Origin of the sequence: Streptomyces sp. P6-2-1 (genome assembly GCF_050613165.1) — a bacterium.
Lineage (GTDB): Bacteria > Actinomycetota > Actinomycetes > Streptomycetales > Streptomycetaceae > Streptomyces.
Map to the genome: position 1 here is coordinate 3,806,921 of NZ_CP192513.1, position 15,451 is coordinate 3,822,371.

Here is a 15,451-nt window from a genome sequence, read left to right on the forward strand (position 1 = left end):
GGCGCGCGGCGGGGTCGGCGGGACAGCCCCCACCCGCCCTGGGGGGCTCCCCTGCTATCAGTCTTCCGCAAACCGGCCCCCTCCCCCCGCCATCCCCGCGAATCTGTGGATAACTTCCCCGAAGTCGAAAATCCCGCAACTCGATCGGGTGAGGAGACATGCGGGACGTCGCCAGCTCTCAGCCGTACCCGCACGAGTGCCGGATCACCAGCCGTGACGGGTACGGGTGAGGAGACACGTGGGACGTCGGCAGCTCTCAGCCGCACCCGCACGAGTGCCGGATCACCAGCCGTGACGGGTACACCTTCAGCCGTTCGCGGCGGGGGGAGGTGACGCGGAGCGCGTCGTCGAGCACGAGGTCGACGGCGGCCCGGGCCATCGCGGTGCGGTCCGACGCGACGGTGGTCAGGGGCGGATCGGTGAGCGCCGCTTCCTTGACGTCGTCGAAGCCCGCGACGGCGAGTTCCCCCGGGACGTCGATGCGCAGTTCGCGGGCCGCGCGCAGGATGCCGATCGCCTGGTCGTCCGTCGCGCAGACGAGGGCCGGGGGCCTGTCGGGGCCCGCGAGGAGTTCCAGGCCGACCTTGTAGGCGTCGTAGCGGTTGTACGGGCTCTGGAAGAGGCGGCCCTCGGTCGGCAGCCCCGCCTCCGTCATCGCGCGGCGCCAGCCCTCGATGTGGTCGGAGACCGGGTCGCCCTCGGCCGGGGTCTGCTCCGTGCCGCCCAGGCAGGCCACGTACGGGGCGCCGTGTTCGAGGAGGTGCCGGGTCGCGAGCTGCGCGCCGCCCACGTCGTCCGTGACGACCGCGACGTCGTCGATCGGGGAGGGGCGGCGGTGCAGCAGCACGATGCGCGCGTCCCACGCGTCGATCTCGGCGGCCGCGGTCTCGCTCGGGCCCTGCGAGACGAGGATGAGCCCCGCGACCCGCATACCGAGAAACGCTCTCAGATAGTGGACCTCGCGGGCGTCCGCGTAGTCCGAGTTCCCGACCAGGACCATCTTCCCGCGCTCGGAAGCGGCCTGTTCGACCGCGTGCGCCATCTCCGCGAAGAACGGCTGACGCGCGTCGGGCACGATGAGCCCTATGAGATCGGTGCGGCGCGAGGCCATCGCCTGCGCCACCCGGTCGGGCCGGTAGCCCAGCTCCTTGATGGCGGCGAGCACGCGCTCGCGCGTGGCCGGGGCGACCGGCCGGGGTCCGTTGTTGATGACGTAGCTCACGACGGCGGTCGAAGTCCCCGCCCGCCGCGCCACGTCGTCCCGCGTCACCTTGGCCACGCCGGGCAGTCTACGCGGGGTGAAAGCGCTGCCCAGGGCCCGGAGAAGGCCCGAAGCCGGGGGCCGGGGAGCGCAAAAAGGACGTAAACCCCGCAGCGGGGGCGGCCGCCCGGAAAGGCCCGGGCGCCCGCCCCCGCCGGACGGTTCAGCCCTTGACCGGAGCCGAGGCCCTGACCTCGCTCTTCTCCGGGACGGCGGCCGCGTCCTCGCCCGTCGCGCCCTCCCCCGCGGCGGAAGGCTCGGGGGCGCTCTTCTCCGTCCGTTCGCGCTCCGGCTTCTCAGGAGTCACGAAGCGGTATCCCACATTGCGGACAGTACCGATGAGGGATTCGTGCTCGGGGCCGAGTTTGGCGCGCAGGCGCCGTACGTGGACGTCGACGGTGCGGGTGCCGCCGAAGTAGTCGTAGCCCCACACCTCTTGCAGCAGCTGGGCGCGCGTGAAGACGCGGCCGGGGTGCTGCGCGAGGTACTTGAGCAGTTCGAACTCCTTGAAGGTCAGGTCGAGGACCCGGCCCTTGAGCTTCGCGCTGTAGGTGGCCTCGTCGACGGAGAGGTCGCCGTTGCGGATCTCCATCGGGCTGTCGTCGGCGGCGTTCTGCCGGCGGCCCGTCGCGAGCCGCAGCCGCGCCTCGACCTCGGCGGGGCCCGCCGTGTCGAGGAGGACGTCGTCGACGCCCCAGTCCGCGGTGACGGCGGCGAGGCCGCCCTCGGTGACGACGAGCAGGAGGGGACAGCCGGGCCCGGTGGAGCGCAGGAGCTGACACAGGGAGCGCACCTGCGGCAGGTCGCGGCGGCCGTCGACCAGGATCACGTCGGCACCGGGGGTGTCCACGAGCGCGGGCCCCTCGGCCGGTGCGACGCGGACGTTGTGCAGGAGCAGGCCCAGCGCGGGCAGGACCTCCGTGGACGGCTGGAGGGCGTTGGTCAGGAGGAGCAGGGAACTCATCGGAGGTCACCTGCCTCCGTGGTCGTGCGGGGCCGGCTGGAATGGTGTGCGTCTCGCTCGCCCATCACAGGTTCCTCCTCGGTACCGATGGGTCCCCGGCCGGTGTGCGGCCGGGATATGCGGCACTTCTTCGTACGGGGAAGCCGCGGGCCCCCGCGTCCCCGGGGAGCCCCGTGCCCTCGCGGCCCGCGGTACACACCCGGTGGGGGCCGGTCGTATACAACGCGCCGGAAAGCACGAAAGGACCCGGGGGCTTCGCTGCCCAGGTCCTCTGCCGAGGAGAATAGCCCACATGAGCGCGACGACGGCAGGTTCCGGACCTGTAGGGCCGGTCACGGAGGGGCCGGGGGCGCGCGGCCCGCGCCGGGCGCGCGCCCGGCTGCGGGCGGCGGACGGGGTACGGATCGACGCGGCGTACGAGCCCGGTCCTGGGCCGGTCGGGGGACCCGTGGTGGTCCTCGCGCACGGCTTCACGGGCGATCTGGACCGGCCGCACGTACGGCGCGCCGCGCACGTCCTCGCCCGGCACGCGGCCGTGGTGACCTTCTCCTTCCGGGGGCACGGGCGCTCCGGAGGCCGCTCGACCGTCGGGGACAGCGAGGTGCTCGACCTCGCGGCCGCCGTCACCTGGGCGCGTTCCCTCGGACACAGCCGTGTCATCACGCTCGGTTTCTCGATGGGCGGTTCCGTCGTCCTGCGCCACGCGGGCCTGCACGGGCTCGCACGGCTGCGGGCGGAGGACGCCCCGCGGGCGGCCGGTACGAACGGGGGGCGCACGGAAGCGCGGGGCGGGGCACGGGGGGCGGGAACCCGGCCCGGCGCCCCCGTGCCGGACACCCCGCCCGATCCCGTACCGGCACCCGCACCCTCGTCCCCGCCCGCCCCCGCGTCCCCGCCCGACCCCGCCCCCGCGTCCCCGCCCGCCCCCGTACCGGCACCCGCACCGGCTTCCGCGCCCGCTCCCCTCTCCGAGGCCGACCGCCTCGTCGTCGCCGGAGGCCGCGCCGACCGCACCGATCTCGTCATCGCCGTCAGCTCCCCCGCCCGCTGGTACTACCGGGGAACGGCCCCCATGCGCCGCCTGCACTGGCTCGTGACCCGGCGGCTCGGGCGCACGGTCGGCCGGTTCGGCTTCCGTACCCGTATCAGGCCGGGCGACTGGGACCCCGTACCGCTCTCGCCGACCGCGCTCGCCCCGTACATCGCCCCCGTGCCGCTCCTCCTCGTGCACGGCGACAGCGATCCCTACTTCCCGCTCGACCACCCGCGCGCGCTCCAGCGGGCCGCGGGGACGCACGGCGAGCTGTGGATCGAGCGCGGGATGGGGCACGCGGAGAACGCGACCGATGAGGCGCTGCTCGGGCGGCTGTGGCGGTGGGCGGAGCGGACGGGCGAGGCGGCGGGGGCATGATGGACGCCCCGCGCGTGCGGGGGTGGACCGGAGAGGAGCGCGGCGTGGCAGTGGGCACGGTGCGGTACTGGGCGGCGGCGAAGGCCGCCGCGGGGACCGCCGACGAGCCGTACGAGGCGGCGACGCTCGCGGAGGCCCTGGAGGCCGTGCGTGTCCGCCATCCGGGAGAGCTGGTCCGGGTCCTGGACCGCTCCTCCTTCCTCGTCGACGGGAATCCCGTCGGGAGCCGTCCGCATGAGACGGTACGTCTGGCCGAGGGCGGCACGGTCGAGGTGCTCCCGCCGTTCGCAGGAGGGTGAACCGCACACCATGAGCAATCAGCCGTACGACCCCTACGGGCAGGCCCCGCAGCAGTGGCCCACCGGTCAGCAGCCCGGACAGGGGCAGCAGCAGGGCGACATGCAGCAGACCCAGACGTGGCAGGCGCCGACCTGGGAGACCTCCGTGCAGCCGGCGCTCCCGCCCGACGCGGCGGCCGAGGAGACGGCCTACCTGCCGCCGGTCCCGCCCGCCCAGCCCGCCCAGCCGGGTCCGCCCGTCCCGCCCGTCTCGTACGGGGGTCAGGCTCCCGGCCCGTACGGGGCGGACCCCTACGTCTCGCAGGACGGGACCGGCCTCTCGCAGGGTGGACCCGCCTTCCCCTCGTACGGGGAGCCAGGGACGTACGGGCAGCAGGGGCAGGGCCAGGGGCAGGTGCCCGGGTACGCCCACGGCGTCTACACGCCGCCCCCCGGGCCCTCGCCCGTGCCGCCCGCCGCTCCCGTGACGGAGCCGCCCGTGCCGCCCGCCGCCCCCGTGACACCAGCGCCCGCCGCCCCGGGGGAGCAGGCCGCCGGGCCCGGCTTCGGGCCCGCGACGCTCGCGGGGAACACCCGCATCTCCGACGCCCAGCGCGCTCGCGCCGAGGGCCGCTCGCCGATCATCTACCCGGGCACGCAGCCCGCCGCGCTCACCGCCGCGCTCGCGCTGCTCCTCGCGGGCGGCGCCGCGCTCGGCTCGTACGCGCTGCTCCTGCCGCTCCTCGTGCTCCAGGCCGTCACCGCCGCCGGGTGGTTCAGGCTCAACGGCATGTGGCCCGCCAGGCAGGGCATCGCGCTCGCCTTCCTCGGCGGGGTCGTCGCCGACATCGGCGTGCTCGCCGCCGACGGGGACGCGGGGCCGGGGGCGATCATCGGCGCGGCCGGCGTGTGGGTGCTGCTGTGCGTCGTGCTCCAGCTGCGCAGCCACGCCTCGCCGGACGAGCGGCTCTACGGGCTCATGGCGACCGTCGTCTCGTCGGCGCTCGCCGTGTGCGGGGCGGGGTTCCTCGCCGCGGACTCGGGGGCCGTGGTCGCGGGGGCGCTCGCGGTGGCGGGGGCGATCGTGGCGCGGAGCGTACGGCTGCCGTTGCCCGCCTCCTTCCTCGCCGCGGTCGTCGTGGGGATCGTGGCGGGAGTCCTGGGCGGAGCCGTCGGCGGCCCGGGGGCCGGGGCGGGCGCTGTCCTCGGGCTCGCCGCGGCGCTCTGCGCCGTGGTGGGGCACCGGGTGGCCTCGTACGACTACCCGTCGCGGTTCGTGCACATGACGGCGGGGGTCGCGCTGCCGCTCGCCGCTGCGGCTCCCGTGGTGTGGTGGCTGGGCTCGCTCGTGGGGTGAGGCCCGCCCCGTGCCGGGCGGGTGCCGCGGGGCTCGGCCCCCGTCCCGCCGCTCAGTCGCCAAGGGCCCGAACGTGGTGGCGGGGCCCGGATGATTCTTGGGGGGTGACCGTTCGTCATGCGTGCTCTGCGCATCGTCGTCGTTCTCGTGGTGCTGCTCGGCGGGGGCGGGCTCGTCGCCGACCGGTGGGTGCACCACAGGGCCGAGGGGGAGGCCGCGAGGCGGGTCGAGGAGCGGGAGGGCGTCGAGAACGCCGACGTGGGCATGCGGGGCTTCCCCTTCCTCACGCAGCTCGCCTCCGGGCGGATGGACCGCGTCGACGTGCGCATGGACGGCTACCGGGCGCGGACCGAGCGGGGGCGGGTCAGGGTCGCGCGCGTGGACGCCGCGCTCCGCGGGGTGCGGTTCGACGACGACTACGAGCGGGCGCGGGCCGAGAAGGCGTCGGGGACCGCGCGGATCACGTACCAGGACCTCCTCACGTCACTCGGGCGGGAGGAGATCCCCGTCGCCACCGGCGTCTCGGCGAAGGTCGCCTCGCTCAAGGACGGCGGCAAGGGGCGACTCGCCGTGGGCGTGCGGGGGACCGTCTTCGGGCACGCGCTGCCGGGCACGTTCACCGTGCTGTGCTCCGTCTCGCTCAAGGGCGGCGACCGCTTCGTCATCCACGCCGACGCCCTCCCCGACCTCGGCATTCCGCTGCCGGGCGGGTCCGGGCAGGCGCTCGACATCGAACAGCGGGCCGGGGACCTGCCCGAAGGGCTGCGTCTGGACTCCGTACGGGTCGGGGAAGACGGCATACGCGTGGGGTTCTCGGGGAAGGACCTCGATCTACGCGAGGACGAGGACACGCGCTGAGCTGCGATGCCCGCATCGCGGACGCCATCGTCTCACCATGTGAACGGACGGTGACATGTCCCGGAATCGGTCCCTACGATCGGACCCATGACGCACCAGGCGGACCTCACGAAGCGGCGGGCAGTGGACCTGTGCCGCGTCGCCGCCATGCTCTGTCGCCTTTCCTGACGCCCGCGCGGGCCGCGATCCCGTTCCGAGGGCCCCCGAAGCCGTACGCGACAGTGGTGCGCGACGCCTTCGGCCCCGCCACTCGCGCGTGATCCGCGCTCCCGCTCGTACGGCCGCACCGCCCCGTACATCCCGCACTTCGCGCACCCCTGCCGGGCCACAGTCCGCCCGCATCCCGCACGACGGAGGAGAAGAGTATGAGCCGCAGCGACGTCCTGGTCGACGCCGACTGGGTCGAGGCCCACATCGACGACCCGAAGGTGGTCATCGTCGAGGTCGACGAGGACACCTCGGCCTACGACAAGAACCACATCAAGAACGCCGTCAAGATCGACTGGCAGACCGACCTCCAGGACCCGGTCCGCCGCGACTTCGTCGACCAGGAGGGCTTCGAGAAGCTGCTCTCCGCGCGCGGCATCGCGAACGACGACACCGTCGTCCTCTACGGCGGCAACAACAACTGGTTCGCGAGCTACGCGTACTGGTACTTCAAGCTCTACGGCCACCAGGACGTCAAGCTCCTCGACGGCGGCCGCAAGAAGTGGGAGCTGGACTCCCGCGACCTCGTCGACGGCTCCGAGGTCCCCGCCCGCCCGGCGACGACGTACCGGGCGAAGGCCCAGGACACCTCCATCCGCGCCTTCCGCGAGGACGTCGTCAGCGCGATCGGCGCCGAGAACCTCGTCGACGTGCGCTCGCCCGACGAGTTCAGCGGCAAGCTGCTCGCCCCCGCGCACCTGCCGCAGGAGCAGTCGCAGCGTCCGGGCCACGTGCCGAGCGCCCGCAACATCCCCTGGTCGAAGAACGCCAACGACGACGGCACCTTCAAGTCCGACGAGGAGCTGAAGGCCCTCTACGCCGAGGAGCAGGTCGACCTCGACAAGGACACGATCGCCTACTGCCGCATCGGCGAGCGCTCGGCCCTCACGTGGTTCGTCCTGCACGAGCTGCTTGAGGTCCCGAACGTCCGCAACTACGACGGTTCGTGGACCGAGTACGGCAGCCTCGTCGGCGTGCCGATCGAGTTGGGCGCCGCGAAGTAGTCCCGAGGGGCCGCGCATCCGCGCGCGGCCCCGGGGGCTGCGCATCCGCGCGTAGTCCTCACGTACCACCCACCCCGACCCGCTACAGGAGTAGTTCATGTGTGGAGCGAAGGCCGGCGGCCCCGACGCCTCGACGATCAAGCCCGGTGAGACCACGATCCAGGGGCAGGTGACCCGCGACGGCGAGCCCGTCGCCGGATACGTGCGGCTCCTCGACGCGACCGGCGAGTTCACCGCCGAGGTCCCGACCTCCGCGACCGGGCAGTTCCGCTTCTACGCGGCCGAGGGGACCTGGACCGTACGCGCCCTCGTCCCCGGCGCCACCGCCGACCGCACCGTCGTGGCGCAGCAGGGCGGACTCGCCGAGGTCGCCATCGCCGTCTGAGCGGTCCCGCGCGGGCGGTACGGCCCTCGCCGGGTGACGCGCGCGGGTCATCGAGTCGGCCGGAGGGCCGTGCCCCAGGGGGTTGGACGCTTCCTGACGAACGGGGCACGGCCCTCCGCGCCGTTCGCGGGACGGCCGGGTGGCTCCGTACCGTTCGCGGGACGGCCGGGTGACTCCGCGCCGTTCGCAGGACGGGCGTGGGCGTCCTACCGTGGAGGGATGTACGCACGACGGAGGCGGGCCTATTTCCTCATGATGGGGATCTGCCTCGTCCTCTTCGTCTCCGCCTGGGCCTTCGTCCGCATCTGGTCCGTCCCCGCGGCCATCGGCATGTGCGTCGTCGCCCTCGTCATCCCGCCCGTCGCCGCCATCGTCGCCAACCGCCGCGGTCCCGAGGACCGCTGGTGGGACGAGAAGGACGGGGCGGACCGGGAGCGCCGGGGGGAGCCGGGCGGCAGGAAGGGTGAGGGCCCGCGCCGCCGCCGTCCTCGGAGCTGAGCGCCCGCCCGCCCCGTACGAGGACCCCGCTTCACGTACCAAACAGGACGTACGTGGCAGCTTCACGAATCCTTCTTGCCTCGCACACAACTCGCGCGAAATACTCCCCTCACCTGGCCGTTCGCGCCCGATGCCCCCCGGTTCACGCCGGCCGCGCACCGCCCCACGGCCCGGGCCCGATGCCACTTTCCGTGTTCCGTGGGGGGACCACGCCCGATGGGCGCATTCACGCGCGCGCCGCGCGCTCTCGTACCGCTCGCCGGTTTCTTTCTCGTCGGCCCCGTGCCGCTCGCGCTGCTCGCGCTCGGGGACTGGGCCCTCGCGGCCTCCGGGCGGCACGGGAGCGGCGCCATCCTGCTCTACGCGCTGTCCGCCGTCCTCGCCGTCCCGCTCGCGTGCGGCCTCGCGCGCGTGCGCGCCCCGCGCCGCGAGGAACCGCACGGCGTCGTGCTGACGCCCGAAGCGCAGCCGAGGCTGTGGGAGCTGGTGCGCGCGCTCGCCGAAGCGGCGGGCACCCGCGTCCCGGCGCGCCTCCTGCTCACCGCCGACGTCGGCGCGGCGCTCGGCGAACGCACCCGGCTCCTCGGGCTCGTCCCCGGGCGGCGCGAGCTGTACCTCGGCTTCCCGCTCCTCCAGGGCCTCACGGAGGCGCAGTTGCGTGCGGTGCTCGCCCACGAGCTGGGGCACGACGCGCCCGCGGACACGCGCGTGAGCCCCCTCGCCTCGCGGCTGCGCACCCACATCAGCCGTGTCGTCGCGCACTTGCGGGCAGGGGACGCCGGGGGAGGAGCCAGGTGGCGTGCTTCCTGGCGTCGTTGGCTCGCCAAGCCGTACATCGGCTACGGCTCCTTCGCCCTGCGCGTCACGCTCCGGGACGCGCACCGCCGGGAGTACGCGGCCGATCGGCTCGCCGCGCGCCTCGCCGGCCGTGCGGCGACAGCCGCGGCGCTGCGCGAACTCCCCGGGCTGGAGACCTCCTTCGCCTTCTACCTCGACCGCTACGCCCTCGCCGCGGCCGATCAGGGACTCCTGCCCCCGCGCGGCGAGGTCTTCGGCGGGTACGGGCGGCTGCTCGACGCCAGGCAGCTCGAACTCGTGCCGATGCGCACCGAGTTGCCCGAGGTGGCGGCCTCGCCCTACGACGCGCACCCGCCGCTCGCCGCGCGCGTGCGCCGCGTCGAGGAGGCGGCGGACGACGGACGCGCCGACGAGGGCCGGGCGGCGGCCTTCGCGCTCCTCGACGGGCCGGAGGCGGTGCTCATCGCGCTGGAGGACGCGGCGCTCAAGGTGCCGTCCTCCGGTACGTGGTCGCGCGCCGCCGACTGGCCCGACCTCCTCACCCGCTCCATGAACGCCCTGCTCGGCGACCAGAACGCCCCGCTGCCCCGTGCCCTCCGGCGCGAGAAGGGCACGGCCGGACTGCCCACGCTCCTCTCCGTGATCGAGGCGGGCGAGCTGTGGGAACTCGCCCGCCACCTGCCCGCCTCGGCCGGGACCCGCGCGGCGAAGGGCCGCGCGCGCCGCGCGATGCTGCGGCCGCTCCTGCGCGCGCAGCTGCACCGCATGGTGCTCGCCGATTTCGCCGTACGGGGGCGGCTGCGCTGGGAGTTCTCCTGGGAGGGCCCGCACGCCGCGGTGCTCACGGGCGAGGGCGGGGCGCCGCTGGAGGCGGGCGAAGGAGGGCGTGAGGACGGCGCGCCCGCCCTCGAAGACGCGATCGATGCCGCCCTCGCCGATCGCCCCGACACCGGGCCGCTGCGCGCGCTGTGCGCGCTGGGGAACGGCCCGCAAGCACCGAAGGACGGACTCGTATGACCGCAGTCGTCGGAGCGCTCGCCTTCATGGCCGTGTCGTTCCTCCTGTCGTGGCGCAAGCAGCGCCGGGACAGGCGCGAAGGAATCCTGCTGCCGAGCGACGCCGGAGCCACGGTGCGCGACCGTGCACGCGAGAGGGCGGCGGCGGCCGGGTTCGTGCCGCGCGCCCGGCTCGACACCAAGCGGGGCGAGCCGTCGGACCCGCGCGCCGACGCCGCCTGCGAAGCCGCCGTGCGCGGCGCGTGGGAACCGGCGGCCGCGCTCCTGCGCGGGGCGGGAACCGACTGGTGGGCGAGGTACCAGCACACCGCGCGGCTCGCGCGGCTCGCCGCGGACGACGACGCCTGGCTCGCCGCCTGGGAGAAGGAACGGCCCGACGATCCCGACGCGGCCCTCGTACGAGGGGAGTCCACGATCCGTCTCGCCTGGAACATCCGGGGCACCCGCCGCGCGCACGAGACCACGCGCGAGCAGTTCCGCGGCTTCCACCAGGTGCTCCACCAGGCCCGCGCCGACATGGCGCGCGCCATCGAGCTGAACCCGCAGGACCCGACCCCGCTCGCGTTCCACATCCCGCTCAGCTACGGCCTGGCCGACTCGCACGAGGCGATGCGGGAACTGTGGGCGCGGCTCGTCGCGCTCGACCCGTACCACTTCGACGGCCACTGCGCGGCGCTCCAGTACTGGTGCGCGAAGTGGCAGGGGTCGAAGGAACTCGCGATGACGTTCGCCGAGCACGCGGCGGCGACGGCGCCGCCCGCCTCGATGCTCACGCTCCTGCCGCTCATCGCCCGCTACGAGCACGCGGACGAACTGAGGCGCCCCTTCACGAGCCGGGAGGCGCGCGCGGCGACCGACGCGGCCCTCGCCGCGCTCGCCGCGGCACCCGAGGCCCCTGCCGCCCGCCGCCTGCGCCACTACACGGCCTTCTTCCTGGCCAGGCAGCGGCGGTACGCGGAGGCGCTGGAGCAGTTCCGCCTGGTCGACGGCTACATCGGCGCCGCGCCCTGGGTGTACTGGCCGAACCCGGCGGTCCCGTACGAGGAGGTCCGCGACGCGATGCTGCGCAAGGCGGGGCGGCCGGGCGGGGCGGCCCGGGTCAGTAGACGAGCGCCTGCACGCCGTCCTTCATGATCTCGCTCACGAAGACCTGCGCGCCCGCGATCCGTACGCCCTCCAGGACGTCTTTCCGCTCGATGTCCCTGCGCGCCGCGCACTGCGTGCACAGCGTGATCGTGCCGCCCGCCTGGATCGCCTCGATGAGGTCAGGAAGCGGTGCGGAGTGCGGGAGTTCGAACGTGGCCGCGCGGCCCGGGAGGGCGAACCACGCGGACTCGCCCGTGAGCCACAGCGAGACCTCGACGCCGCTCGCCACCGCCACCGAGGCGACCGTGAAGGCCTGCGAGCAGCGCTCGGGCGCGTCCGCGCCCGCCGTCACCTTGATCACCAGCTTTTTCGACATGGCCGAATCGTAACGGTGCGGGGTACAACTCCCTGCGGGGATTGTGGGTCTCCTGTGCAGACGGTTGCATAGGGCATTCATAAATTTTGGCAAAAAGTCACTTTTCCGACACGAGTGGGGGGATTGCGTGAACCTGCGCGAACGCAGGAAGCGGGAGGAACAAGGGGAGGAGGGGGAAGCGGCGGCGCCCGTGGCCCGTACCCGGCCGCGGCGCCCCCGCGGGGCGACGACGCTGTTGCTCGTCGCCGCGGCCGTGCTCGGGCTCGGGGGCGGTACGGCCTACGGCTACCGCGTCCAGGCGGACCGGCACCCGAAGCAGCTCCCGCCGCTCGCCCAGGCGGAGCTGAGCTACCCGAAGAAGACGCTCCCGGCGGACGCCAAGGGCTCCCGCCCGCCCCTGGAGGAGAACGAGGACCACCAACTCGTCCTGCGCGGCGGCCTGGACCGGCTCGTGGTACCGAGGCCGAAGGGGTGGCGGCAGGCGGAGGAGGGGCACAGGACGTTCGGCGAGGGCTTCGCGCGCGCGGGCGACCTTGCCCTGTACGTCCACGACTACCTGTACCCGGCCGAGATGCTGGAGGAACAGATCGCCGACGGGGTCGCCCGCATCGCGGGTGACGACTGGAGCGGACCCGGCGAACTCGTGGGCCAGGTACGGCTGCTGGAGTACGCGCCCAGCCTCCGGGCGCAGGCGGCGAACGTCGCGCTGGACTGGGGCAAGGGCATCACGATGGAGGAGACGTACCGGGACATGAAGACCCTGGACGGCCCGCCCGGCACCCGGGTCCTCACCTGGAAGGAGCCCGCCGAGGCGGGGTACGCCCCCTCCTGGTCCGGCAGGGTGATCGGCTCCCGGGGCTCCGTTCTCATGGACATGACGTTCTGGGACACCAAGCCGCTCGATGAAAAGCTGCTCCTGGGGCTCGCGAAGAAGCAGTGGGAGCGCCTGTGAGCGACGAGAAGAACAAGACCGGCGAGACCGGCGCCAACCGCGAGACCGGCGTGAACGGCGAGACCGGCGCCAACCGCGAGACCGGCGTGAACGGCGAGACCGGCGCCCACGGCGCGACCGGCACGACCGGCATCGCTCCCGGGAGCGCGGAAGGGAACGCGGCGCGCACCGCCGCACCGGAGACCGCTCCCGCACCGGTGACCGCTCCCGCACCGGCCCCCGTCCCTGAACCCGCCGAGCACGCGGCTTCTGCCGAGCCCGCCGAGCCCGCCGCTCAGGGCGAGCCCGCCGAGCCCGCCGCTCAGGACGAGCCCGCCGAGCCCGCCGCACCTGTCCAGCCCGAGCCCCTCGCCGCCTCCGCCCCCCGCCGTCCCCGTCTCCGCACCGCCCTCGCCTACGCGCTCCCCCTCCTCGTCCTCCTCGGTTCCGGTACCGGTTCCTTCGCCTACGCGAAGTCGAGTGCCGGGGGCGCGGACCGTACCGTCGCCACCCGCCTGTGGGACCGCGAGGTCGACGGCCCGGCGAGGCCGGAGAGCGACTACGGCAAGGGCAGCACGCGCGGCGAGTTGCAGCGCCAGCTGCTGCCCGTGCCGCACGGCTACTCGCTCGGCCCGTACGTGAACAAGGACGGGAACGATGTCGAACTGAACTCCCGCCAGGTCGGCGATCTCTTCTCCACGGCCGGCGCCGGGGGCGACCCCGAGGGCGAGCGCCTGGAGAAGTTGCTGCGCGAAGCGGCGCCGCGCGCACTCGCGATGCGCAGCTACGCGACGCCCGAGGCGGACGCCGTCTACTACGTCACGCTCTCGCGGAGCAAGGAGGGCAGGTCGGCCTCCGCCAGTCTGAAGGCGACGGTGAAGGTCCTGAAGGGCGTGCTGGCCAAGGGGCCCGCGGTGCCGGGGCACGCCAAGGACGCCCAGTGCTTCGTGGTACCCGAGAAGCGGGACCGGAACGGCGAGAAGAGCGGCGTCGGCGGGCTGACGTGCCTCGGTACGCACGGCGATCTCCTCGCCGCCCTGGACGTCACGGGCTCCACACCGCTCGACAAGAGCGCCGCCACCCGTTTCTTCGCCCGCCAGCTCGACCGCCTCAAGTCCACGGGGACCGCCGTATGACCGACCAGCTTCTCCCGCCCGCCCCTGCCGAACCCCCGGCCGTCCCCCCGGAGCCGGGGACCGCGGTCTCCGGCGTCGAGACTGTGTCCGGTTCCGACGGGGCACCGCCCGCCGCGCCCCGCACCGCGCCGCGCGAGCGGCGCGGGCTGCGCGCGGCCGTGCGCTGGGGACTCGCCGTCGTCCTGTGCGCGGGGCTCGCCGGGGGCTCCGCCGCGTACATCACCTCGCTGCACCGCGCGGACGTGCCGGGGCTGTCCACGAAGAGCGACGGCCGCTGGGACTATCCCGAGCTGTCGCTGCCCGCGCTGCGCGCAGGTGAGCCCAAGCCGGGGGACCGCGCCAACAGGGCGGGGACCCACTTCGCCGACCCGCGCGACCTGCTGATCCCCGCCCCCGCGGGCGCGAAGCCGGACAAGGCGCTGCCCGGCGGCATCGTGCCCGTGGACCGTTACCTCGCCGAGTACGGCAAGGAGGACCGCGCCAAGCTGCGCGACGGCCTCGACGTGACCGGGCTGCGCCAGGTCACCGCGCGCGGCTGGACGATGCCGGACGGCACCCACGCGCGGGTCTACCTGCTGCGGTTCCCCGGCGCCGGATACGCGGGCTCCTTTCTCGGCGAGAACATCGCGGGGAGCCCCGCACGGCCCACCGTGGAACCGCTCGGTTCCTCGCTCAGCGAGCGTGATCCCGGCTGGGAACCGTTCCCTTCGGCGTATGGGGCGGGCTCGGGGTTCGCGTACGTGGAGCAGGCGCCGTTCGGGGCGCGGCAGGTCCGGTACGGATACCTGCGGATGGGGGACACGATCGCCTTCGTGATCACCGACCACGCGGGCCGCGCCCCCGCTGTCCCCTTCCGCCAGACGCTGATCCTCCAGGGCCAGCTCCTGGCCTGACCCCCTGGCCTGACCCCCTGGGCGGGCCACCCGGCCCCGCCCGCCCGGCGAGGGCGCCCGGTACCCCCACCCGGCCGCCCTCGCCCCCACCCCGCGCGCCGCCTCCGTTTAAGCTGAGTGCCGCCCGACCACCGGGTCCCGCGACCACGCGGTCCGCCCCTCCCAAGGAGCACGTCCATGCTTGAGGCCATCTACACGACTCTCCTCGTGCTCGTCTGCGTCGGCGTCCTCGCCTTCGCGGGCCTCTCGCTGAAGAAGCTGTACCAGGGCCAGCGCTGAGCCCGTCCCGCGTGGCCGCCGCAAGCCGTCGCCGCCCCCACCGCCGTACACCGAGAGATCGCTGAGCACGCACGCCATGATCGAGATCCCCTCAGACCTCCACCGCGACCTCGTCCCCCTCGCCTGGCTCCTGGGCGACTGGGCGGGCGCGGGCGTCTTCGACTTCCCCGGCGCCGAGAAGTGCAACTTCGGGCAGGAACTCACCTTCAGCCACGACGGCAGGGACTTCCTGGAATACACCTCGCACACCTGGGTCCTCGACAAGGACGGCGAGAAGGTGGGCCCGCTGGAGTCCGAGTCCGGGTTCTGGCGGATCGGCAAGGACCGCCAGGTCGAGACCGTCATGACGCGGGACAGCGGTGTCGTCGAGGTCTGGTACGGGCAGCTCGCCGAGGGCAAGCCGCAGATCGACCTCGTCACGGACGCCGTGGCCCGTGTCGAGGCGGCCGAGCCCTACAGCGGCGGCAAGCGCCTGTACGGGTACGTCAACAGCGACCTGCTGTGGGTCGGCGAGAAGCAGACCCCCGAGGTCAGCCTGCGCCCGTACATGTCCGCGCAGCTCAAGAAGGTCGTGAGCCCCGAGCAGGTCGCCGAGATGGCCCGCAACCTGCCGGACATGCCCGACGACGGCATCGCGTTCTTCAAGTAGGCCGCCTCCGGCGCCGCCGTACGGGGCCGGGGCCGCCTTTCGCGGTCCGGTCCCGCTTTCCGGC

The 15,451-nt window shown here is 74.1% G+C and carries 17 protein-coding genes; 14 read left to right on the forward strand and 3 right to left on the reverse strand.

Going from position 1 to position 15,451, the window contains the following annotated elements; translation table 11 throughout:
• Positions 1-256 precede the first annotated feature (256 nt).
• Together ACQYWQ_RS16380 and ACQYWQ_RS16385 are read right to left on the reverse strand one after the other, a co-directional pair.
• Positions 257-1,279, reverse strand: coding sequence for a LacI family DNA-binding transcriptional regulator (locus ACQYWQ_RS16380; RefSeq protein WP_431035437.1), 1,023 nt, complete (start codon positions 1,277-1,279; stop codon positions 257-259).
• A gap of 145 nt (positions 1,280-1,424) precedes the next feature.
• Positions 1,425-2,225 carry a response regulator transcription factor gene (locus tag ACQYWQ_RS16385; RefSeq protein ID WP_431035439.1) on the reverse strand — a complete coding sequence of 267 codons (801 nt, stop codon included), beginning with the start codon at positions 2,223-2,225 and terminating at the stop codon, positions 1,425-1,427.
• 292 nt (positions 2,226-2,517) lie between these two features.
• Here ACQYWQ_RS16385 and ACQYWQ_RS16390 point away from each other — a divergent pair, with 292 nt between their 5' ends.
• The 10 genes from ACQYWQ_RS16390 to ACQYWQ_RS16435 all read left to right on the forward strand — a co-directional run bounded on the left by ACQYWQ_RS16390 (position 2,518) and on the right by ACQYWQ_RS16435 (position 11,171).
• Positions 2,518-3,636: an alpha/beta fold hydrolase gene (locus ACQYWQ_RS16390; protein ID WP_431035441.1), complete on the forward strand. Its 1,119-nt coding sequence runs from the start codon at positions 2,518-2,520 to the stop codon at positions 3,634-3,636.
• A 44-nt stretch (positions 3,637-3,680) separates the two neighbouring features.
• Positions 3,681-3,935 (forward strand): MoaD/ThiS family protein, encoded by a 255-nt coding sequence (locus ACQYWQ_RS16395; protein ID WP_431035443.1) that lies wholly within the window; start codon positions 3,681-3,683, stop codon positions 3,933-3,935.
• A gap of 10 nt (positions 3,936-3,945) precedes the next feature.
• Positions 3,946-5,271, forward strand: coding sequence for a hypothetical protein (locus ACQYWQ_RS16400; RefSeq protein ID WP_431035445.1), 1,326 nt, complete (start codon positions 3,946-3,948; stop codon positions 5,269-5,271).
• Positions 5,272-5,388: 117 nt separating this feature from the next.
• Positions 5,389-6,129, forward strand: coding sequence for an LmeA family phospholipid-binding protein (locus ACQYWQ_RS16405; RefSeq protein ID WP_431035447.1), 741 nt, complete (start codon positions 5,389-5,391; stop codon positions 6,127-6,129).
• Between the two features lie 87 nt (positions 6,130-6,216).
• Positions 6,217-6,297: an Ms5788A family Cys-rich leader peptide gene (locus ACQYWQ_RS16410; protein ID WP_356236317.1), complete on the forward strand. Its 81-nt coding sequence runs from the start codon at positions 6,217-6,219 to the stop codon at positions 6,295-6,297.
• Between the two features lie 197 nt (positions 6,298-6,494).
• Complete coding sequence (locus ACQYWQ_RS16415; RefSeq protein ID WP_431035449.1) at positions 6,495-7,340, forward strand: sulfurtransferase; 846 nt, start codon at positions 6,495-6,497, stop codon at positions 7,338-7,340.
• A gap of 97 nt (positions 7,341-7,437) precedes the next feature.
• Positions 7,438-7,725, forward strand: coding sequence for a DUF1416 domain-containing protein (locus tag ACQYWQ_RS16420; protein WP_030998424.1), 288 nt, complete (start codon positions 7,438-7,440; stop codon positions 7,723-7,725).
• 219 nt (positions 7,726-7,944) lie between these two features.
• A complete protein-coding gene (locus ACQYWQ_RS16425; RefSeq protein WP_431035452.1) occupies positions 7,945-8,223 on the forward strand; it encodes a DUF3099 domain-containing protein in 279 nt (92 codons plus the stop codon).
• A 216-nt stretch (positions 8,224-8,439) separates the two neighbouring features.
• The gene (locus ACQYWQ_RS16430; RefSeq protein WP_431035454.1) at positions 8,440-10,038 is read left to right on the forward strand and encodes a M48 family metallopeptidase; all 1,599 of its coding nucleotides are present in this window, start codon (positions 8,440-8,442) and stop codon (positions 10,036-10,038) included.
• Entirely contained in the window at positions 10,035-11,171 is a 1,137-nt protein-coding gene (locus ACQYWQ_RS16435; RefSeq protein WP_431035456.1) for a hypothetical protein, read from the forward strand. Before ACQYWQ_RS16430 ends, ACQYWQ_RS16435 begins: the two co-directional genes overlap by 4 nt.
• Here ACQYWQ_RS16435 and ACQYWQ_RS16440 read toward each other — a convergent pair.
• Entirely contained in the window at positions 11,137-11,499 is a 363-nt protein-coding gene (locus ACQYWQ_RS16440) for a DsrE family protein (RefSeq protein WP_431035458.1), read from the reverse strand. The genes ACQYWQ_RS16435 and ACQYWQ_RS16440 overlap by 35 nt on opposite strands.
• Before the next feature lie 127 nt (positions 11,500-11,626).
• Between ACQYWQ_RS16440 and ACQYWQ_RS16445 the strand changes: the two genes are divergently transcribed.
• From ACQYWQ_RS16445 to ACQYWQ_RS16460, 4 genes are all read left to right on the forward strand, one after another.
• On the forward strand, positions 11,627-12,451 hold the full coding sequence (locus ACQYWQ_RS16445) for a hypothetical protein (RefSeq protein WP_431035460.1): 825 nt from the start codon (positions 11,627-11,629) through the stop codon (positions 12,449-12,451).
• Entirely contained in the window at positions 12,448-13,566 is a 1,119-nt protein-coding gene (locus tag ACQYWQ_RS16450; RefSeq protein ID WP_431035462.1) for a hypothetical protein, read from the forward strand. The genes ACQYWQ_RS16445 and ACQYWQ_RS16450 overlap by 4 nt, the downstream gene beginning before the upstream one ends.
• Positions 13,563-14,459 (forward strand): hypothetical protein, encoded by an 897-nt coding sequence (locus ACQYWQ_RS16455; protein ID WP_431035464.1) that lies wholly within the window; start codon positions 13,563-13,565, stop codon positions 14,457-14,459. The genes ACQYWQ_RS16450 and ACQYWQ_RS16455 overlap by 4 nt, the downstream gene beginning before the upstream one ends.
• A gap of 355 nt (positions 14,460-14,814) precedes the next feature.
• Complete coding sequence (locus ACQYWQ_RS16460; RefSeq protein ID WP_431035466.1) at positions 14,815-15,387, forward strand: FABP family protein; 573 nt, start codon at positions 14,815-14,817, stop codon at positions 15,385-15,387.
• The last annotated feature ends 64 nt before the right edge of the window (positions 15,388-15,451 follow it).